This window comes from Klebsiella sp. 7-CIP_Kleb., assembly GCF_050378655.1.
Classification (GTDB): domain Bacteria; phylum Pseudomonadota; class Gammaproteobacteria; order Enterobacterales; family Enterobacteriaceae; genus Klebsiella; species Klebsiella quasipneumoniae.
In genome coordinates this window covers 423759-443981 of record NZ_JBNRLJ010000002.1, presented here as the reverse complement: position 1 = coordinate 443981, position 20223 = coordinate 423759, and the positions used below count along the sequence as shown (strand labels likewise).

Sequence of the window (20223 nt, the reverse complement as noted above, 5' to 3'; positions counted from 1 at the left end):
CGCCACCCTGTGGCGCCGTTTTCATGGAAGACATTACGTTGGGATTGTTTACGAAAACTCGCTCATCGCATGCCCGCCTTAACGTCCCTGCGCTGGTGCAGGTGGCGGCCTTTGCGATTATTTTGATTCGCGGTTTGGATCTGCTGATGATCCTCAATCTGTTGGGCCTGCAGGGGCTGAACGAATTCATACACCGTAGCGTCCAGACCTGGAACCTGACGCTGGTCTTCCTCGGCAGCCTGGCGCTGGTGTTTATCGAAATCTGGTGCGCCTTCTCGCTGGTGAAAGGGCGCAACTGGGCGCGCTGGGTCTATCTGCTGACGCAGATGATAGCCGCCGGCTACCTGTGGGCGGCGTCGCTGGGCTACGGGTATCCGGAGTTGTTCAGCATTCCCGGCGAATCCAAACGGGAGATCTTCCACTCGCTGGTGATGCAAAAACTGCCTGATCTGCTGGTCCTGACGCTGCTGTTTGTGCCCGCGAACTGCCGCCGGTTTTTCCGCCTGCAATAACGGTGATACAATCCCCGCCCCTGGAATTTTGAAGGTCAATTATGCATTGCGCACTCTACGACGCCGGCCGCTGCCGCTCCTGTCAATGGCTGGAACGGTCGGTTCCGCAACAGCTCGCCGATAAAATGGCCGACCTGCGCACGCTGCTGGCAGCGATCCCCGTCGCCGACTGGGGCGAGCCGGTCAGCGGGCCGGAGGCGGCATTCCGTAACAAGGCCAAAATGGTGGTCAGCGGCAGCGTTGAGCGTCCGCTGCTGGGGATGCTGCACCGCGACGGCACCCCGGTGGATCTCACCGACTGCCCGCTCTATCCCGCCGAGTTTGCGCCGGTGTTTGCCGTCCTGAAGCCCTTTATCGCCCGCGCCGGGTTAACCCCCTACAACGTCGCGCGCAAGCGCGGGGAGCTGAAATATCTGCTGCTAACCGCCAGCCAGCAAGGGGAGATGATGCTGCGCTTCGTGCTGCGCTCAGAGGCCAAGTTGGCCCAGCTGCGCGCCGCGCTGCCCTGGTTACAGGCACAGTTGCCGCAGCTTAAGGTGATCACGGCGAATATCCAGCCAGTGCATATGGCTATTATGGAAGGCGAGCAGGAGATCTTCTTCACTGAACAGCAGGCGCTGGGGGAGGTCTTTAATGAGGTGCCGCTGTGGATCCGTCCGCAAAGCTTCTTTCAAACTAACCCGACGGTAGCCAGCCGGCTGTACGCCACCGCCCGCGACTGGGTGCGCGCGCTGCCGGTCCAGCATATGTGGGATCTGTTTTGCGGCGTCGGGGGTTTTGGCCTGCACTGCGCGACGCCGGCGATGCGCCTGACCGGTATAGAGATTGCCCCGGAGGCGATCGCCTGCGCCAGGCAGTCTGCCGCGCAGCTGGGGCTCAGCAATCTGCATTTTCAGGCGCTGGACTCCACGCAGTTCGCCACGCATGAAGCGGATATCCCGCAGCTGGTGCTGGTCAACCCGCCGCGTCGCGGCATTGGCGCCGAACTGTGCGACTATTTAAGCCGCATGGCGCCGCCCTATATTATCTATTCCAGCTGTAACGCCCGCACCATGGCGACCGACATTGCTCTTCTTAGCGGCTATCGCGTCGAGCGGGTCCAGCTATTTGATATGTTCCCCCACACCGCCCACTACGAAGTGCTGACCCTGCTGGTCCGCGAAGTTTAAACAAAATGTGAAGGCTTTGCGTCGCAGAGATCGGGTAAGCTTGACGCAGCATGTTTTGTTATTGGTGGGGGGAATCTAATGGCCAAAACCATTCTGCTGGTGGAAGATGATGAGGATATTGCCACGCTGCTGCGGCTCAATCTTCAGGATGAGGGCTATCAGATTGTGCATGAGGCCGACGGCGGCCAGGCTCTCGCCCGGCTGGAAACGCGGGTCTGGGATGCGGTGATCCTCGATTTGATGCTGCCCGGCGTCGATGGCCTGGAGATCTGCCGGCGTATCCGCCAGATGACCCGCTATCTGCCGGTGATCATCATCAGCGCTCGCACCAGCGAAATGCACCGCGTGCTGGGCCTGGAGATGGGCGCCGACGACTATCTGGCGAAACCCTTTTCGTTGCTGGAGCTTATCGCCCGCGTTAAAGCGTTGTTTCGTCGCCAGGAGGCGATGGGGCAGAACCTGTTGATGGACGCCGGGCGCCTGTCCTGCCATGGTCTGAGCATCGACCCGCTGTCTCGCGAAGTGAGGCTGCGCGGCGAGTTGGTGGACCTCACGCCGCGCGAATTCGAGCTGCTGTATTACTTTGCCCGCCATCCCGGGGAGGTGTTTTCGCGGCTGGCGCTGCTGGAGCAGGTCTGGGGATATCAGCACGAGGGCTATGAGCACACGGTCAATACCCATATCAACCGCCTGCGCAGCAAAATCGAACGTGACCCGGCCGAGCCGGACATCATTCTGACCGTCTGGGGCAGAGGCTATAAGTTCGCCCCGGTGACGCAAGAGGCCGCCCCGTGATCCGCCGCCTGAGCCTCAGCCAGCGGCTGGCGCTGGTGGTGGTCTCCCTGCTGATACTGTGCGCGGCGGCGGTGTGCGTCGTTCAGTTACACAGCAGCGCGCAGTATGGCAACGCCATGGTGCAGCGCCTCTCCGCCGGGCTGGCTCAGCAAATTGTGGCCCGCGAACCGCTGCTGGACGCCCACGGCGAGGTCAACCGGCAAACCCTGAAGTCGCTGTTTGACCGTCTGATGACCTTTAATCCCAGCGTGGAGCTCTATCTGCTGTCGCCGGATGGCGACCTGCTGGCCGATGCGGCGCCGCCGGGACATATCCAACGCCAGCGGATCGACATGGCGCCGGTGCAGGTTTTTCTCACCGGCAGTACGTCGCCGGTGTATGGCGACGATCCTCGCAGCCTTGACGGGCGAAAAGTCTTCAGCGCCGCCCCGCTGCGCGTCGACGGCCAGCTGCGCGGTTACCTGTATATCATTTTGCAGGGGGAGACCTTTAATCAGCTGGCGGCCGACGCCTGGCAAAAAACGCTGTGGAGCATTGTTCTGTGGACCCTGCTGCTGGTGACTCTGTTTGGCCTGCTGGCGGGAGGCCTGGCATGGTTCTGGGTGACCCGGCCGGTCCGCCAGCTCACCGCCCAGGTGGCGGCGAACGATCGGGACAGCATCAGCGCCATCAAAACCCTGGCGGCCCGCACGCCGGAGCCCCATCCCGGTAACGAGGTGGCGGTGCTCGAAAATCGCTTTATTGACCTTGCCCGGCAGATAGCCGGTCAGTGGGATCGGCTGGCCGACAGCGACCGCCAGCGCCGCGAATTTGTGGCCAATATTTCCCACGATTTACGCACGCCGCTCACCTCGCTGCTGGGGTATCTGGAAACGCTGACCCTGAAGGACGAAAGGCTGACCGCCGAGGAGCGCAGGCAGTATCTCACCATCGCCCTGCGCCAGGGCAACAAAGTGCGCCATCTTTCGCAGCAGCTCTTTGAGCTGGCGCGACTGGAGCACGGGGGCATTAAGCCGCAGCGCGAGCGTTTCGCGATGGGGGAGCTGATTTCCGACGTGGCGCAGAAGTTTGAATTAACCGCCCGCACGCGCGAGGTGAACCTGCAAATTGATGTGCCGGGGCCGCTGCCGCTGGTTAACGCCGATGTGTCGATGATTGAGAGGGTGGTGACCAACCTGCTCGACAACGCCATGCGGCATACTCCCGTCGGCGGGGAGATTCGTCTGGCGGTCTGGCAGGAGAATCAACAGATCCAGGTTGAAGTGGCAGACAACGGAACGGGCGTCGATGCCGCGCTGCGCGACGATCTGTTCCAGCGGCCGTCGGCGTTGTCTGCCCAGGCGTCGCGGGAGGATCGCGGCGGGTTAGGGCTGCTGATTGTGAAACGAATGCTGGAGCTGCACGGGGGCGGGATCAGGCTGGTGGAGTCGGTAAGCGGGGCGCGGTTCAGGTTCTTCGTGCCACTTTGAGAAATTGCCGGGTGGCGGCTACGCCTTACCCGGCTACGGGGAAAGTGTAGGCCGGGTCAGCGCAGCGCCACCCGGCAAAAAAGTTACTCCGGGAACCACTGGTTGCTGATTTTCTGGTAGGTACCGTCGGCTTTAATCGCCTTCAGCGCCGCGTTCAGTTTCTCCAGCAGCGCCTTGTTATCCGGGCGCACGGCAATCCCAAGGCCGGTGCCGAAGTATTGCGGGTCGGTCACTTTCGGCGTGGCTGCCCCCAGCTGCGGGTTGGTTTTCAGCCACTCGTTGACCACCGCCGTGTCGCCGAACACGCCGTCGATACGGCCATTTTTCAGATCGATAATCGCGTTCTGGTAGCTGTCATAGGCGACGGTCTTCACCTCAGGATGTTTATCCTGCAGATATTTCTGGTGGGTGGTGCCGTTTTCCATGCCGATCCGTTTGCCTTTCAAATCATCGAACGAGTGGAATGCGTCTTTTTTGGCGATCACCAGCGCGGAGTTGGCGTAGTACGGGTCGGTGAAGGCGACCTGCTTGCTGCGCTCCGGCGTAATATCCATTCCGGAAATCACCGCGTCATACTTCTTAAACTTCAGCGCCGGGATCAGGCTGTCAAACGCGTGGTTGGTAAAGGTGCATTCTGCCTGCATTTGTTTGCACAGCGCATGGGCCAGATCGATATCAAAGCCGACAATCTGGTTATTAGCGTCCATCGATTCAAACGGCGGATAGGTCGCGGACACGCCGAAGCTGATTTTCTCCGCGGCGGCGGCGCCGAAGGTGAACGTGGTGAGCAGTGCAGCCAGAACTAACTTTTTCATCGTGGAACTCCCGTCTGTCAATCTTATGATTATTCGCCGTGTCTGCGGCATAGGGTGACAATGCCATTAAATGAATTTGTATGCAATAAAAATGATTAAGTATTTTATTTGATATAAAAAAAGACGGACAGGTATTAGACTTGTCCGTCTTGTTGTTCACTTATTATGCAAAATACGCCAGGCGCTAATTACGCCGCTCGAAGGCTAGCGCTTTGCGCTCCACCAGCCGCATCAGCAGCGTCAGCAGCCCGTTGACGATGAGATAGATAATCCCGGCGGCGCCGAACACCATCACGTCGTAGGTCCGTCCGTACAGCAGCTGGCCGTGGCCCATCACTTCCATCAGGGTGATGGTGTAGGCCAGAGAGGTACTCTTAAAGACCAGCACCACTTCGTTGGAATAGGACGACAGCGCGCGCTTAAAGGCATACGGCAGCAGGATCGCCAGGGTATCCTTTTTACTCATCCCCAGCGCGCTGCACGACTGCCATTGCCCGTCGGGGATCGCCCGGATGGCGCCATAAAACAGCTGGGTGGTATAGGCGGCGCTGTTGAGCGACAGGGCGATCAGGGCGCACAGCCACGGCTCGGAGATAAGGTGCCAGAGCCAGGGATATTCCTGTAGCGAAGGAAACTGTCCTGGGCCGTAGTAGATCAGGAAGATCTGCACCAGCAGCGGCGTACCGGTAAACAGGGTGATGTAGCCGCGCACTATCCACACCAGCCCCGGCGTCTTCAGCGTCAGGATAATGGTAAAGATCAGCGACAGGATCAGCGCCACGATAATCGACGCCACGGTCAGCGTCAGGCTGGTATGCAGTCCTTTCAGCAGTTCGGGTAAGTAGTCGAGCATCAGCCTGGTCTCCGTTCGAAGCGCGTCGCACGCTGGTCAATCCGCTTAAGGATGTATTGACTCAACAGGGTGATGACGAGATAGATTGCCGCGGCAATGATATACCAGTTAAAGGGCTCCTGAGTGCGGGTGGCGATGCTTTTAGTCTGTAGCATCAGATCGTTGACGCTGATAAGGCTCACCAGCGCGGTGTCCTTCAGCAGCACCAGCCACTGGTTGCCGAGACCGGGCAGCGCATGGCGCCACATCTGAGGCATCACCAGGCGGAAGAAAATGGCCGCTTTCGACAGCCCGAGCGCCTGGCCGGACTCCCACTGACCCTGCGGAACGGCTTTCAGCGCGCCGCGCAGCGTTTGCGAGGCGTAGGCGGCATACAGCAGCGACAAGGCGATCGCCCCGCAGAGGAACGGACTGACGTCAAAGTTCTCAATCTGCATCTGCACCGGGATCTGGATGAACCCGAGCGGGATGGTAAAACCGTCAGAGAGCGTCAGCAGCAGCTGGGACGAGCCAAAATAGATAAACAGCACCACCAGAATTTCAGGTAGTCCGCGCAGGATGGTCACAATGCCGGTTGCAAGCCAGGCTACCGGGCGCCATTTCACTGACTCCAGTACCGCGAAGAGCATCGCCAGGACGAGGCCGATGGCGAGCGCGCAAACGGCAAGGCCGACGGTCATCCCGGCGGCGCTTGCTAATGGAAAAATTTCGTTCATTCAGTCTTACTTCTGGAACCATTTGTTATAGATGGTCTGGTAAGTGCCGTCTTTCTTCACTTTTTCCAGCGCAGCGTTAAATTTCTGCTGCAGGTCGGTGTTGCCCTGACGCACGGCAATGCCCAGCCCGGTGCCGAAATAGGCTTTGTCGGTCACTTTATCGCCCACGGCCGCCAGCTTCGGATTGCTCTTCAGCCATTCGGTGACCACGGCGGTATCACCAAAGACCGCGTCAATACGACCGTTCTGCAGATCCAGCTTCGCATTCTGGTAGCTGTCGTAAGGGACGGTAGTGATTTCCGGATGTTTATCGGTGATAAATTTCTGGTGCGTGGTACCGTTCTGTACGCCCACTTTTTTGCCCTTCAGCTGATCAATGCTGGTGAACTTGCCCTGCTGACCGACGAACAGCGCCGAGTTGTCATAATACGGGGTGGAGAACAGTACCTGCTTTTCACGCTCAGGCGTGATGTCCATCCCGGCCATGACCGCGTCGAAACGGCGGAATTTCAGCCCCGGGATCAGGCTGTCAAAGGCCTGGTTGGTGAAGGTACAGGTGGCATCGATCTCTTTACACAGCGCGTTAGCCAGATCCACATCGAAACCGACGATCTGGTTGTTGGCGTCCACCAGCTCAAACGGAGGGTAGGAGGCCTCGGTGGCGAAACGAATGGTCTGCGCGGCGGAAGCGGAGAGGCTCATGCCTGCGAGCAGGGCGGCAATCAGTACTTTTTTCATCGTCATTTCCCCGAAAAACATCAATGTGAAAGATAGTTTTTAAACGCGTCAGTTTGCGGATGCGTGAAGCAGGAGGCATCCCCTTGCTCGACGACATGGCCATTTTCCATATACACCACCCGGCTGGCCGTCTTGCGCGCCACTTCAACTTCATGGGTGACGATAACTTGGGTGATGCCGGTTTCAGCCAGCTCGCGGATGATGCTAACGATCTGGGCGGTGATTTCCGGGTCGAGCGCCGCGGTAGGCTCATCGAACAGCAGAACCTGCGGCTCCATCATGAGCGCGCGGGCGATCGCCACACGCTGCTGCTGGCCGCCGGATAAATGCAGCGGGTAACGATCGCTGTAGGGCTTCAGACGCAGGCGCTCCAGCAGCTTCTCGGCGCGAGCCAGCGCCTGATCCTTGCTTAACCCCAGTACGCGACAGGGGGCTTCGATCAGGTTCTGCTGTACCGTCAGGTGCGGCCACAGGTTGTACTGCTGAAAAACCATGCCGACGTTCTGCCGCAGTTCGCGAATCGCTTTATCGGACGGCGCTCTGGTGAAGTCGAAATGGTTACCGGCGATGGTTAACGAACCGGAACGCGGCATCTCCAGCAGGTTGAGTACGCGCAGCAGCGAGCTCTTCCCGGCACCGCTGGGGCCGAGCAGCACCAGCGTTTCCCCCTGCGGGCAATCCAGCGTGATGTCGAACAGCGCCTGGTGCGCGCCGTAGAAGCAATTAATGCCGTTTAGTTTAATACTCATCTGGGCAGTCTGATACGAATAGCTATTGAGGCCGCAAATAGTACCTTTGGCAGAATAGTTATGCAATATTTATGCGTTAAAAGTTAAATCTAAACCACGTTTAGCTTTAAAGTTAGCACAAAATATTGCCTGGTGGGTGAGGGGGGCGTAAATGTCGGCATTCTCGGGGCGAATACCGACATTTTACCGGGGTTATCGTTTCAGCGGCGTCGCTTCAACTCCCGAACTAGCGTTTCTCCAGACTCTGTCGCAACGTTCCGGCCGGCGCGTGGCTGTTGTTGCCGAGATAGCGAACGTCATCGACGGCCCAGCACTGGCCTTCCTGGATCATCAGCACTTCGTCTTTCCAGTTCTGGGTTCCCTGTTTCAGCTCCACGCGCAGCGGAATGTTGCGCGCATCGCGATTAGGGATGGTTGAGGCGCTGGCGACGACGGCGCTGTCCGCGGGGGTGCTGCTGCTGGAGAACGGGTTAGCCTGCAGCAGCTTGCTGTTGGCCGGATCCTGACGGGCGTCATTGAGTAACTTCGCCAGGCCGTCGCTGAGATAGGGGCGCAGCGCCGCCGGATCCTGAGTACGGTTCTGGATCTGAATGTCATAGAATTTTTGCGCTACGTCGTCAGGGCCGCCTTCGACACAAGGGCCGCTGCGGGTGCCATTATCTTTATAGGCCGGGGTGACGGTCGTACAGGCGCTGAGCGCCAGCGCGCAAGGGAGAAGTGCTGCAAGAAGTTTGTAGCGCATGATGATTTCCTTATAAGCGAACTACGTTTTCAGTTTCCGTTAAAGCATAGCGTATAGCGTGCGGATTGTACTTGACGCAAAGAGCTAAGACCTTGATGTGGCTACAGCCTTAGGGCTGGAAATCAGCAGGGGGATGACGGCGGTTTTCAGGCAGAAAAAATCACGGCGGGATAAAAATAAATTATGGCTTTGCATAAACAAGAAACACTACCCCGGAAACAGGGTAGTGTTTCTTGAGAGATAAGATTAGTTATTTCTTCTTATAGATATTAGCGGAAATGTGCAGTTATTTATCCGTGTTCCCGGAAGAGAGCACGATAACATCCGCGCCTTTTTCATCAGCTTTTTTAATCAGCTCTTCACGAGCGTCGCTCGGTGCGGTCTGGCCGGTAGAAGAAATGGTGCCGATCTTGGTGTATTGCGTATGGACCTTATCAAAAGCTTCTTTCGATAAAATCTCAGCGGAGAAGGCGTTCGCCGTTAAAAACAATGCCGCACCTGCCACTAAAGCTGCATATTTCATATTTTTAGACTCCATTGTTTATCTTGCTATCATCATGCTCTTGTTTTAACTCACCAATGAGCGATTTCAGATTGTACTAACACTGCTTTTTTTTCAAGCAAAATACTGCAATTTTATGACGGCTAGTTAACTCTTTTTTAAAGAAAAGATGACAGAATTCGCATTGATAATGCTTGCTTTTTTTTGCCGTTTACACATCGTGAACGGAGCATACCAATTTCTACTGACATTAGCTGAAAATCAGCTTAAGAGGCCGGGGCAGGGGAGACAGCGCGCGGACAGACATTCCCGGAAACATAGTTTATCATATAGACAAGCAGGGGCTGCGCCTATGGTCATGCAGGTCACCAGGGAGATAAGATGTTAACAAATAAGCGAGAGCGCGCCCGGCAGCAGCGAACCGCGTTGTGGGCCACCAGAGATGATGTCCAGCGCCATGCGCTGTCAATGAGTCTGCCCTGGCTGGCTTTTGTAAATATCGCGTTTGCGTTAATGATTTTCTCCCGCAACTTTATTTTTACCTATTTTGATAAGAAGCTCCTGACTCACCAGGCGGTTATTCCTTATATCGAAATAGCGCTGATTGCGGTTATTATTATTTCGGCCATTTTAGTGATTATTGCCATCACGCCGCGTCTGGCGCAGGGGCGTTATACGCTGAATATCATCACCGCGCTGCTGCTGGTGCTCAGCCTGTGCTGGTCCCTGAGTAATTACTGTTTTATCTTTTTCTGGGCTTTGCCCTTCGCCTGGCCGCTGCTGGTTATATTGTTGACCACTGGCCTCACTGCGTTGTATCACCATTGGCCGGGCATTATCGCTTTTATGCTGCCGCTATGGGGGACGGCCTTGCTAGCGGGAATTCAGATCCACTATCACGCTGAAATTCGCTTTTTGATCCTGTGGACCATCTTTACGGCGATTTTGCTGTATGGACGACGTATTCTCCAGCGCTGGTACGATGAAGCCTGGGATACGCATCAGGAAAATATGCAGCTTATTCAGCGGCTGGAAAGTATTGCCAACCAGGATGCATTAACCGGGACCGCTAACCGCCGGGCGCTGAATGCGTATCTGGCGGAGATCTGGCAGCAAAACACGCCGTTGTCGCTGATGATGATCGATGTCGATTACTTTAAACGCTATAACGATCGCTATGGTCATCAGGCTGGTGACGAGTGCTTATCTTCTGTCGCGCAGGTGCTGAAAATGGCGGTCCGGGCCGAAGATGATCTGGTGGCTCGCTATGGCGGCGAGGAATTTGTGGTGGCGTTGCCTAGGGTTCCCCTGGTGCATGCCACCGCGATTGCCGAGCGCATTCAGCAGAAAATTCACGAGGCGGCGCTTCCTCATGAGGCATCAGAGGTGGCGTCGGTGGTGACCGTCAGTATCGGGATCGTCGATTCCGATGGCACGGTCCCGATGGAGACGCTGATCGCCCGGGCGGACAGTGCGCTGTACCAGGCGAAAAATAAAGGACGTAATCAATGGTCTTATTAACCCGGAGACGCTGCCGGGCAAGGGAGAAGGGATGAAACGGATTGCCTATGTACTCCTGTTGGCGCTACTGCTGGCCGGCTGCGCGGGGGAAAAAGGCATCATCGATCGCGACGGATATCAGCTGGACACTCGCCATCCGGCGCAGGCGGCCTATCCGCGCATAAAAGTGCTGGTTATCCACTATACCGCAGATAATTTTGATGTCTCCCTGGCAACCCTGACTGATAAAGAGGTCAGCTCCCACTATTTAATTCCTGAACAGCCGCCGCGCCACCATCATAAACCGCGGATCTGGCAGCTGGTGCCGGAAGAGGATCTGGCCTGGCACGCCGGGGTGAGCTACTGGCGCGGCAGCACGCGCATCAACGATACTTCCATTGGTATTGAACTGGAAAACCGCGGCTGGCAGAAGACCGCGGGGGGTAAAAGCTTTACCCCCTTTCACCCGGAGCAGATCGCGGCCCTGATCCCGCTGGCGCGCGATATTATCACCCGCTACCACATCGCGCCGCAGAACGTGGTAGCCCATGCCGATATCGCCCCGCAGCGCAAAGACGATCCGGGACCGTTGTTCCCCTGGCAACAGCTGGCGCAGCAGGGGATTGGCGCCTGGCCGGACGAGCAGCGGGTGGCTTTCTATCTGAACGGGCGCCCGGCCAGTGAGCCAGTGGACCCTGAGGTAGTACTGGATTTGCTGGCGCGCTACGGCTATCAGGTCACGCCGGAGATGACTCCCGCGCAGAAAAAACGAGTGATTACCGCCTTCCAGATGCACTTCCGCCCCCAGCGCTGGGATGGCGTAGCAGATGCGCAAACCGAAGCGATAGCCGAGGCGCTGTTAGAAAAGTATGGTCAGGGTTAGCGGTGAAGTTTACCGTGGTCGCGCAGCCAGGCGGCGGTACGCACAATCCCGTCGTCCAGCGTCACCACCGGCTGATAACCCAGCTCATCCTGCGCGCGAGTGATATCGAGCGTAAAATCAAAATTCAGTTTCGAGACGCCGTAGTGGGTAAAGGCCGGCTCTTTGGCCGTTTTATCGCCAAAACGCTCCATGTTGCGGGCGATAATATCCAGCATCGGGTAGGGGACTGAGCGGATCCGGCATTTGATGCCCAGCTCGTCGATCAGTTTCTGCACGATACTGCGCAGGGTGCGCGGTTCGCCGTTGCTGATATTCCACGCGCGGGCGGAGGGAAGATGATCGCACGCCGGCTGGCTCGCCAGCCACATCGCGTGGACGGCGTTTTCATAATAGGTCATATCGACCAGCGCGCTGCCGCCCCGTGGCAACAGGACGCTGCCATAGTGTTGCATCATTTGCGCCAGCCGGGGAATAAAGACTTTATCGTGCGGCCCGAACAGGCTCTGCGGGCGCAAAATGGTAAAACGGGTGTGCGGGTTGGCCTGCGCCAGCAGGTTGATCACCTCTTCGCTGGCTGCCTTGCTGCGGGCAAACTCGTTGGCGAAGCGGTGCGGGCGGAAATCTTCCTGAATATCTCGATGGTGGTGATAATCAAAATAGAGCGAGGGCGAAGAGATATGAACGAAATTGCGTACGCCCCATGCTACAGACCACTCGCCGAGGCGACGGGTGGCGCGGACGTTAGCGAGATCGAAAGCCTGCTGCGTGCCCCAGGGCGAGGTAAAGCTTGAGCAGTGCCACAGGGTATCGATACCGGCGAGCATCACTTTAGCCTGCGAAGAGACCAGCTCGGTTAAATCCGCCGGGATGAATTCCGCCCCCATTTTGCTCAGAAGCTTACCCATCGCTTCGTTGCGCCCGGTCGCTCGCACGCTGATGCCCTTGTTGCGCAGATATTCCACTGCGTTGCGGCCTAATCCGCTGGTCGCACCGGTAACCAGTACCTTCATATCACTCTACTGTCCCAGAAAAGAATTTCGTGCGCATTTTTCCGTGATTCTCCCGACTATGCAATGAGAATCATGAAAGAATAATGCTTATCCTTCGACTCTGCCTGAGATTTGTTCGGCCAACCGGGCGATGCGTTGCGCCATACCGCGGAAAATAAACAGGTGCGCCGGGATCATCAGCAGCCAGTAGACCAGGCCCGGCATACCGTGCGGGTGCCACCAGGCGCGGACGTCCAGTTCACGACGATCGCCTTTATCGTTAATGGTAAAGCTTAACCGGCCCAGCCCCGGCGCTTTCATGCCGAACAGCAGAGTGAGCTGTTTTTCTTCCTCCACAATAATCACCTTCCAGCTGTCGACCGTATCGCCGGTCTGCAGATAGTCGCGCTGCGGTCGCCCTTTGGCCAGCCGGTGGCCGACCAGCAGATCCATCGCGCCGCGGGTTTTCCACAGCAGATTGCCGAAAAAATATCCCTCTTTACCGCCGATTTGGTTAACAACCTGCCACAGGGCTTTGCGGCTCGCCGGAGTGGCGACGGTGCAGCCTGCCTGTTTCGGATAGTAGCCATACTCCGGTCGCCAGCGGGCGAAAGCCTGGGCGTCGTAGCCCCAGTCGCTGGAGTTTACCAGCTGCTCTTCTTCTTTCAGGGTGCGGCGAACCGCCTGATCGAAGGGGATCAGCGTTTGCGGGATCAGCGCCCGCAGCGTCCGGTCATCGGCGATCAGATCGTGCTTCAACCCCTGAATCAGCGCTTTGGCGATGGTCGGCGGCACCGAGGTGATGACATTGAGGAACCACACCGAGATCCAGCGCGTCGGCAGGGGAATCGGAATAAGCGGGCGGTGTTTGCCGCTGGCGGCCATAAAGCGAATGAACTGCTGCTGGTAGCTTAACACCTCCGGACCGGCAGCTTCGAAGACGCGGTGCGCGTCGGAAGGATGATTCAGCAGCTCAACGAGGTCAACGAGCAGGTTTTCCAGCGCGACAGGGGTGGTACGCGAACGCACCCAGCGCGGAGGAGTCAGCACCGGCAGGTTATAGACCATGTCGCGCATCACCTCGAAGGCGGCGGAGCCGGCACCGACGATAATTCCGGCCCGCAGCTCGGTGACCGGCACACCCGACTCGCGCAGGAGATCGCCGGTGACCTGACGAGCGCGCAGATGGTCGGACTGCTCCTGCGCTGGTGCCTGCAGCGAGCTGAGAAAGATAATCTGACGTACCGGCATCTGGCGCAGGGCATCGCGAACATGCGTCGCCACCCGACGCTCATGGGCGATAAAATCGCCGCCTTCGCCCATGCCATGTACCAGATAGTAAAGCGTATCGATACCGGTGAGCAGCGCAGGCAGAGCCTGCGGCTGATTGAGATCGACGGACCGGCAGGTGACGCCGGGCAAAGCGAGTTTTTGCAGTCGGTCGGTATGGCGCGCCGCCGCCAGCACCGGATATCCCCGCGCGCTTAACTCGCGGACTAAATGCTGACCGATATAGCCGCTGGCGCCGAGCACCAGAACAGATTGCGACACGCCTGACTCCTTATCGTTGTAAAAAAGCCTGCCAGTGGGCGACCACCTCGCTCAACTGCTGACGGTCGACATCCAGGTGAGTGACCAGACGGACGACTGGCGAAGCGTTGATCAGCACGTTGCGCGCCTGCATAAACTCGCCGAGCGCCCGGGCCTGCTCATCACCGACGCGAACGAACAGCATGTTGGTATCGTGACGAGTAACGTCCGCGCCGATGGCGCGCAGCTGATCCGCCATCCACGCGGCGTTATCGTGATCCTCCTGCAGGCGCTGGACATTATTTTTCAGCGCGTACAGTCCGGCGGCGGCCAGAATGCCCGCCTGGCGCATCCCGCCGCCGACCATTTTCCGCCAGCGAACGGCGCGGCGAATGTACGCCTCACTACCGATCAGCAGCGAGCCTACCGGGGCGCCAAGCCCCTTTGACAGACAGATGGTGAAGGAGTCGCAGTATTGGGCGATATCGCGTAACTCGCAGCCGTAGGCCACCACGGCGTTAAAGATGCGCGCGCCGTCGACGTGCAGCGCCAGATTGCGCTGGCGGGTAAACGCCCAGGCTTCCTGCAGATAGTCGCGAGGCAGCACCTTACCGTTATGGGTGTTTTCCAGACTCAGCAGGCGGGTCGGGGCAAAATGGATATCGTCAGGTTTGATTTTTGCTGCGACTTTATCCAGCGGCAGCGAACCGTCCGCCGCGGCGTCAATCGGCTGCGGCTGAATACTGCCGAGAACCGCCGCCCCGCCGGCTTCGTACAGATAGTTATGCGCCCCCTGGCCGACGATATACTCTTCGCCGCGCTGGCAATGGCTGAGCAGGCCGACGAGGTTGGCCTGGGTGCCGGTGGGCAGAAACAGCGCCGCCTCTTTGCCGGCCAGGTCGGCGGCGTAGCGCTGAAGTTCATTGACGGTAGGGTCGTCGCCATACACATCGTCCCCGACCGGGGCGGCCATCATGGCTTCCAGCATTGCGCGCCCGGGGCGGGTAACGGTATCACTGCGCAGATCGATCACGGCTATTCCTTGTTCTGGTTCAGAGTATTGCTTCTGTTTTACCTGAGCCAGTTGGTTTTCGCCAGTTCGATGACTTCATCGCCGCGCCCGCTGATGATCGCCCGCAGCATATACAGGCTAAAGCCTTTAGCTTGCTCCAGCTTGATCTGCGGCGGGATCGCCAGCTCCTCTTTGGCGACCACGACGTCGACCAGCACTGGACCGTCGGTGCGGAAGGCGGTCTGCAGCGCTTCATCCACCTCGGAGGCTTTCTCAACGCGAATACCTTTAATCCCGCAGGCTTCGGCGATGCGGGCGAAGTTGGTGTCGTGCAGCTCCGTGCCGTCGGTGAGATAGCCCCCGGCCTTCATCTCCATCGCCACGAAACCCAGCACGCTGTTGTTAAAGATGATAATTTTTACCGGCAGCTTCATCTGCGCCAGCGACAGAAAATCCCCCATCAGCATGCTGAACCCGCCGTCGCCGCACATGGCCACCACCTGACGCTCCGGCGCGGTGGCCTTGGCGCCAATGGCCTGCGGCATGGCGTTGGCCATGGAGCCGTGATTGAATGAACCCAGCAGGCGGCGTTTGCCGTTCATCTTGAGATAGCGTGCCGCCCAGACGGTCGGGGTGCCGACATCGCAGGTGAAAATGGCGTCTTCATCGGCAAAATGGCTGATCTGCTGCGCCAGATATTGCGGGTGGATCGCCTTCTCGCTGGGCTTCGCCAGATCGTCGAGTCCTTTTCGCGCGTCGCGATAGTGCTCCAGCGCCTTATCGAGGAAGCGGCGATCGGTTTTCTCTTCCAGCAGCGGCAGCAGCGCCTTCAGCGTTGATTTAATGTCGCCCACCAGCGCCATATCGACCTTACTGTGCGCGCCTATGCTGCCGGGGTTAATGTCGATCTGAATAATTTTGGCGTCGGTCGGATAGAAGGCGCGATAGGGGAACTGGGTGCCGAGCAGGATCAGGGTGTCGGCATTCATCATGGTGTGGAAGCCAGAAGAGAAGCCAATCAGCCCGGTCATGCCCACATCATACGGGTTGTCATACTCCACATGCTCTTTACCGCGCAACGCATGGACGATGGGAGCTTTAATTTTCGCCGCGAACTCCACCAGCTCCTGGTGGGCGCCGGCGCAACCGCTGCCGCACATGAGCGCGATATTGCTGGAGTAGCGGATAAGCTGGGCCAGCTTGCGCAGCTCTTCTTCCGCCGGGGTGACCGTCGGCAACGGCGCATGATACCACTGGCTGCTGGCGCTCTCCGGGGCCGCCTTCAGCGCCACGTCGCCGGGCAGCACCACCACCGAAACGCCGCGGTTGATCACCGCCTTGCGCATCGCCACCGCCAGCACCTGCGGGATCTGCTCCGGGGTGGAGACCAGCTCGCAGTAGTGGCTGCATTCGCGGAACAGCTCCTGGGGATGGGTCTCCTGGAAATAGCCGCTGCCAATCTCGCTGGATGGAATGTGGGCGGCAATCGCCAGCACCGGGACATGGTTGCGGTGACAGTCAAACAGACCGTTGATCAGATGCAGGTTACCCGGTCCGCAGGAACCAGCGCAGACCGCCAGTTCGCCGGTCAGTTGCGCCTCCGCGCCGGCGGCGAAAGCGGCAACCTCTTCGTGCCGGGTGGCCATCCAGTCGATGGTGCCCATGCGGTTCAGGCTATCGCTCAATCCATTGAGGGAATCGCCGGTGACGCCCCAGATACGTTTCACGCCGGCCTGTTCCAGCATTTTGGCAATGTATGCGGCCACGGTTTGTTTCATGATCTCCATCTCCTTTTTTTGATAACGCCTTCAAGCTTAGATGAAACTGCAGCTTACGTTGCCGATTGCCCTCAGTTTTTTGCTGGTTTTATTGCTGAAGCATTGGGCATACTCTGGGATCTCACAGGGTGTAAAACAGGAAGCACATCAAATGGTTAAGGGATTGTTAAACGCAGTAAACAGAACGCTGTCGCATGAAGACGCCGGTAAACTCTTGTTACGACTCGCCGTCGGTGGGTTAATGCTGTTTCACGGTTTGCACAAGCTGCTGGATGGCGTGGACGGCATTAGCGGGATGCTGGCGGCGAAGGGGTTGCCGGGGTTTATCGCCTACGGTGTGCTGGTGGGGGAGGTGGTCGCCCCCTGTTTGTTGATTGTCGGCATCCTGACGCGCCCTGCGGCGCTGGTGTTGGCTTTCACCATGGTGGTAGCGTGGCTGATGGTCGGTCTCGGCAAGACATTTGCGCTTGATGCGGTGGGGGCGTGGGCGATCGAGAATCTGGTCTATTTCTTTGTTGGCGCGCTGGCGATTGCGCTTTTGGGCGCCGGGCGTTACTCGCTGGCCGGTCAGTCGGTCTGGCGGTAAAAATGCCTCATTCGTCCTGGGGCGTAAAGTCGATACTGTTGTCGGTTGGCAGCTTTTTAGTCCGGGAAAGCGTTTATCTCATGTCACCTGAGAGTTTATTGTCGCCAGGGGTTTTCCCGGAGGCGGCGCATTGCGCCTTCTCCGGGCTACCAAATCGCACAGCGCTGTAGCCCCGGTAAGCGGTAGCGCCACCGGGGATTTTGACCTCAGGCGAGAACCAGATCGCTCTGCGGGTGACAGGAGCAGGCCAGCACATAGCCGTCGGCGATTTCATCTTCGGTCAGCGTCATGGTGCTGGTGACGCTATACTCCCCGGAAACGACTCTGGTTTTGCAGCAGCCGCAGACGCCGGCGCGGCAGGCGACGGTCACCGGCACCTGATTGCTCTCCAGCGCCTCGAGCAGGGTGGTGCCCACCGGCGCGTAAAACTCTCTCGCCGGCTGCAGTTTGGTGAATTTCAGCCCGCTGGTGGCGGCCTCTGCCACCGGGGTGAAGAACTTCTCCTTAAAGAAGCGGGTGACACCCAGGGCGGCCACCTCCTGCTCAACCTTCTCCATATACGGCGCTGGCCCGCAGGTCATCACGGTGCGGCTGGCGATATCCGGCACGCTCTGCAGTAGCTCCAGGGTCAGACGGCCGGCGACAAAACCGTGCGTTGCGTTGTGCTCCGCCACCAGGGTAACCGGATAGTTGCGCCACTCCTCGGCAAAGATCACATCCTCCGGCGAACGAACGCTATAGATCACTTGCACGTCTGCCAGCGGGCGGTACTTCGCCAGCCAGCGGCGCATCGACATTATCGGCGTCACCCCGCAGCCGGCGGCCAGCAGCAGGAATTTGTCTTCCGCCTTATCGTCGCAGATAAACTCGCCCATCGCATCGGACAGCCAAAGATAATCGCCGCGTTTGACCTCGTGGGTTAACCATTGTGAACCCGCGCCCTCGTTAATGCGGCGAACGGTCAGCGTAATATACTCGCTGACCCCCGGCGTAGAGGAGAGGGTGTAGGCGCGCAGCGTTTCCGCGGAATCACGCACGCTGACCAGGGCGTACTGCCCGGCGCGATACGGATAGTAATCGTGGCACAGCAGCGAAAGGGTCCACACGTCCGGGGTTTCCTGGTGAATGTGGTGAACCTGCATCCGCCACGGGCATTGCGAAGTTGGCATGGTCATCAGGGACTCCTTACGCGCTCAGCAGCTGCTGCATATCTTGTTCCACGGTAGTCACGGAACGCAGACCAAACTTCTCATTGAGGATAGCCAGCAGATCCGGAGTGAAGAAGCCTGGCGCTGTCGGGCCGGTGACGATATTTTTCACGCCGAGAGACAGCAGCGTCAGCAGGATGACAATCGCTTTCTGTTCGAACCAGGAGAGCACCAGCGACAGCGGCAGATCGTTGACGCCGCAGCCCAGTTTTTCCGCCAGCGTGACCGCCAGAATAATCGCCGAATAGGCATCATTACACTGACCAGCGTCGACCAGACGCGGCAGGCCTTCGATATCGCCGAAATCCAGCTTGTTAAAGCGGTATTTACCGCAGGCCAGCGTCAGGATCAGGCAGTCATCCGGCACGCTGGTGGCAAAATCGGTGAAATAGTTACGTTCCCCGCGCGCGCCGTCGCAGCCGCCGACGAGGAAGATATGGCGCAGTTTTTCACGGCTGACCAGATCGATCAGCGTATCCGCCGCGCCGAGCAGGGTCTGACGGCCAAAGCCGACGGTAATCAGATGCGGGATTTCGCTGTACGGGAAGCCCGCCATCTGCTGCGCCTGGGCAATGACCGGGGAGAAGTCTTCGCCTTCCAGGTGGTTCACGCCCGGCCAGCCGACGATGCTGCGGGTCCAGATGCGATCGTCGTAAGCGCCGACGGTGGGATCGATGATGCAGTTAGAGGTCATCACGATGGGGCCTGGGAAGCGGGCGAATTCCACCTGCTGGTTCTGCCAGCCGCTGCCGTAGTTGCCGATCAGATGTTTGAATTTACGCAGCTCCGGATAGCCGTGCGCCGGCAGCATTTCGCCGTGGGTATAGACATTGACGCCGGTGCCTTCCGTCTGCTCCAGCAGGTTATAGAGATCTTTCAGGTCGTGGCCAGAGATCAGGATACATTTACCTGCGGTGGCTTTTACGTTGACCTGAGTCGGCGTTGGGTGGCCATATTTGGTGGTTTCGCCGGCGTCAAGGATGCTCATCACTTTGAAGTTCATCTGGCCGATTTCCATCGAACATTCGAGCAGCGCATTCATATCCGCAGGCCAGGTGCCCAGCCACGCCATGATCTTGTGGTACTGGGCATAAATGGCGTTGTCGTACTGGCCGAGCACGTGCGCGTGTTCCATATAAGCTGCCGCGCCTTTCAGGCCGTACAGGCACAGCAGGCGCAGGCCGAGGATATTCTCGCCGATAGCGGCTTTATCTTTATTCGGGGCATAGTCTGCCGCCTGACGCTGCAGGTCACCCAGATCGTCGCCGACCAGCTGCAGGTCGGCCACCGGGCTGTCAACTTTGGCGCTGGCATCAAGGTCCAGGCACTGCGCTTTCAGCGCCTCACGCATGGCAATCGCCTGACGGGCATAGCCGACGATGCGCGGAGAATCGAAATTGACGTTAGTTAGCGTAGAGAAGAAGGCGCGGGGGGCGAAGCTGTCGACCTCATGATCGATAATGCCATATTCGCGGGCCTTAAGCGCCCAGGCGGAGAGGCCTTGCAGTGACGCAATCAGCAGATCCTGTAGATCGGAGGTTTCCGCTGTTTTACCGCACATCCCCTGCGCGTAAGAGCAGCCGTTGCCGGCCGGGGTACGAATGGTTTGTTCACATTGCACACAAAACATGGTCACACCTTTAAAGTTATATTTGATATACATGTTTAAGGTTATGC

20 protein-coding genes are annotated in these 20223 nt (G+C 58.3%); 7 read left to right on the top strand and 13 right to left on the bottom strand.

Going from position 1 to position 20223, the window contains the following annotated elements:
• The first annotated feature begins 23 nt into the window (after nucleotides 1-23).
• From ACQUTI_RS09740 to ACQUTI_RS09725, 4 genes are all read left to right on the top strand, one after another.
• Nucleotides 24-512 carry a YbjO family protein gene (locus ACQUTI_RS09740; RefSeq protein ID WP_004201332.1) on the top strand — a complete coding sequence of 163 codons (489 nt, stop codon included), beginning with the start codon at nucleotides 24-26 and terminating at the stop codon, nucleotides 510-512.
• Nucleotides 513-553: 41 nt separating this feature from the next.
• Entirely contained in the window at nucleotides 554-1681 is a 1128-nt protein-coding gene (rlmC, locus tag ACQUTI_RS09735; RefSeq protein WP_017899418.1) for a 23S rRNA (uracil(747)-C(5))-methyltransferase RlmC, read from the top strand.
• Between the two features lie 78 nt (nucleotides 1682-1759).
• Nucleotides 1760-2476 carry a response regulator transcription factor gene (locus ACQUTI_RS09730; RefSeq protein ID WP_032455769.1) on the top strand — a complete coding sequence of 239 codons (717 nt, stop codon included), beginning with the start codon at nucleotides 1760-1762 and terminating at the stop codon, nucleotides 2474-2476.
• Nucleotides 2473-3945 (top strand): sensor histidine kinase, encoded by a 1473-nt coding sequence (locus tag ACQUTI_RS09725; RefSeq protein ID WP_004201335.1) that lies wholly within the window; start codon nucleotides 2473-2475, stop codon nucleotides 3943-3945. Before ACQUTI_RS09730 ends, ACQUTI_RS09725 begins: the two co-directional genes overlap by 4 nt.
• A gap of 83 nt (nucleotides 3946-4028) precedes the next feature.
• Here the strand turns inward: ACQUTI_RS09725 and artJ are convergent, their stop codons facing one another.
• From artJ to yahO, 7 genes are all read right to left on the bottom strand, one after another.
• Nucleotides 4029-4760 (bottom strand): arginine ABC transporter substrate-binding protein ArtJ, encoded by a 732-nt coding sequence (gene artJ, locus ACQUTI_RS09720; protein WP_004201336.1) that lies wholly within the window; start codon nucleotides 4758-4760, stop codon nucleotides 4029-4031.
• A gap of 184 nt (nucleotides 4761-4944) precedes the next feature.
• Nucleotides 4945-5613, bottom strand: coding sequence for an arginine ABC transporter permease ArtM (artM, locus tag ACQUTI_RS09715; protein ID WP_004201338.1), 669 nt, complete (start codon nucleotides 5611-5613; stop codon nucleotides 4945-4947).
• Nucleotides 5613-6329, bottom strand: coding sequence for an arginine ABC transporter permease ArtQ (artQ, locus tag ACQUTI_RS09710; protein WP_004201339.1), 717 nt, complete (start codon nucleotides 6327-6329; stop codon nucleotides 5613-5615). Before artQ ends, artM begins: the two co-directional genes overlap by 1 nt.
• Nucleotides 6330-6335: 6 nt before the next feature.
• Entirely contained in the window at nucleotides 6336-7067 is a 732-nt protein-coding gene (gene artI, locus ACQUTI_RS09705) for an arginine ABC transporter substrate-binding protein ArtI (RefSeq protein ID WP_002896390.1), read from the bottom strand.
• 20 nt (nucleotides 7068-7087) lie between these two features.
• On the bottom strand, nucleotides 7088-7816 hold the full coding sequence (gene artP / locus ACQUTI_RS09700; RefSeq protein WP_004201340.1) for an arginine ABC transporter ATP-binding protein ArtP: 729 nt from the start codon (nucleotides 7814-7816) through the stop codon (nucleotides 7088-7090).
• A 226-nt stretch (nucleotides 7817-8042) separates the two neighbouring features.
• A complete protein-coding gene (locus ACQUTI_RS09695; RefSeq protein ID WP_004201341.1) occupies nucleotides 8043-8558 on the bottom strand; it encodes a lipoprotein in 516 nt (171 codons plus the stop codon).
• Nucleotides 8559-8844: 286 nt separating this feature from the next.
• Nucleotides 8845-9081, bottom strand: coding sequence for a DUF1471 family periplasmic protein YahO (gene yahO / locus ACQUTI_RS09690; RefSeq protein WP_428923248.1), 237 nt, complete (start codon nucleotides 9079-9081; stop codon nucleotides 8845-8847).
• A 360-nt stretch (nucleotides 9082-9441) separates the two neighbouring features.
• Between yahO and ACQUTI_RS09685 the strand changes: the two genes are divergently transcribed.
• Both ACQUTI_RS09685 and ACQUTI_RS09680 read left to right on the top strand, forming a co-directional pair.
• The gene (locus ACQUTI_RS09685; protein ID WP_004201344.1) at nucleotides 9442-10581 is read left to right on the top strand and encodes a sensor domain-containing diguanylate cyclase; all 1140 of its coding nucleotides are present in this window, start codon (nucleotides 9442-9444) and stop codon (nucleotides 10579-10581) included.
• A gap of 31 nt (nucleotides 10582-10612) precedes the next feature.
• Complete coding sequence (locus ACQUTI_RS09680) at nucleotides 10613-11443, top strand: N-acetylmuramoyl-L-alanine amidase (RefSeq protein WP_004201345.1); 831 nt, start codon at nucleotides 10613-10615, stop codon at nucleotides 11441-11443.
• On the opposite strand, the gene ACQUTI_RS09675 is transcribed toward ACQUTI_RS09680, so the two are convergent.
• The 4 genes from ACQUTI_RS09675 to poxB form a co-directional block, all read right to left on the bottom strand.
• On the bottom strand, nucleotides 11440-12453 hold the full coding sequence (locus tag ACQUTI_RS09675) for an NAD-dependent epimerase/dehydratase family protein (RefSeq protein WP_428923247.1): 1014 nt from the start codon (nucleotides 12451-12453) through the stop codon (nucleotides 11440-11442). The two genes, ACQUTI_RS09680 and ACQUTI_RS09675, sit on opposite strands and share 4 nt — an antisense overlap.
• Before the next feature lie 87 nt (nucleotides 12454-12540).
• The gene (locus ACQUTI_RS09670) at nucleotides 12541-13983 is read right to left on the bottom strand and encodes an SDR family oxidoreductase (RefSeq protein WP_080935886.1); all 1443 of its coding nucleotides are present in this window, start codon (nucleotides 13981-13983) and stop codon (nucleotides 12541-12543) included.
• A gap of 10 nt (nucleotides 13984-13993) precedes the next feature.
• Nucleotides 13994-14995 (bottom strand): low-specificity L-threonine aldolase, encoded by a 1002-nt coding sequence (ltaE, locus tag ACQUTI_RS09665; protein WP_064794448.1) that lies wholly within the window; start codon nucleotides 14993-14995, stop codon nucleotides 13994-13996.
• Between the two features lie 38 nt (nucleotides 14996-15033).
• Nucleotides 15034-16752: a ubiquinone-dependent pyruvate dehydrogenase gene (gene poxB / locus ACQUTI_RS09660; RefSeq protein ID WP_023320052.1), complete on the bottom strand. Its 1719-nt coding sequence runs from the start codon at nucleotides 16750-16752 to the stop codon at nucleotides 15034-15036.
• 151 nt (nucleotides 16753-16903) lie between these two features.
• Here poxB and ACQUTI_RS09655 point away from each other — a divergent pair, with 151 nt between their 5' ends.
• Nucleotides 16904-17338: a DoxX family protein gene (locus ACQUTI_RS09655; protein ID WP_004201350.1), complete on the top strand. Its 435-nt coding sequence runs from the start codon at nucleotides 16904-16906 to the stop codon at nucleotides 17336-17338.
• Between the two features lie 206 nt (nucleotides 17339-17544).
• Here the strand turns inward: ACQUTI_RS09655 and hcr are convergent, their stop codons facing one another.
• Nucleotides 17545-18513 (bottom strand): NADH oxidoreductase, encoded by a 969-nt coding sequence (hcr, locus tag ACQUTI_RS09650; RefSeq protein WP_043522152.1) that lies wholly within the window; start codon nucleotides 18511-18513, stop codon nucleotides 17545-17547.
• Nucleotides 18514-18523: 10 nt separating this feature from the next.
• Complete coding sequence (gene hcp / locus ACQUTI_RS09645; protein WP_043522176.1) at nucleotides 18524-20176, bottom strand: hydroxylamine reductase; 1653 nt, start codon at nucleotides 20174-20176, stop codon at nucleotides 18524-18526.
• Between the last annotated feature and the right edge of the window lie 47 nt (nucleotides 20177-20223).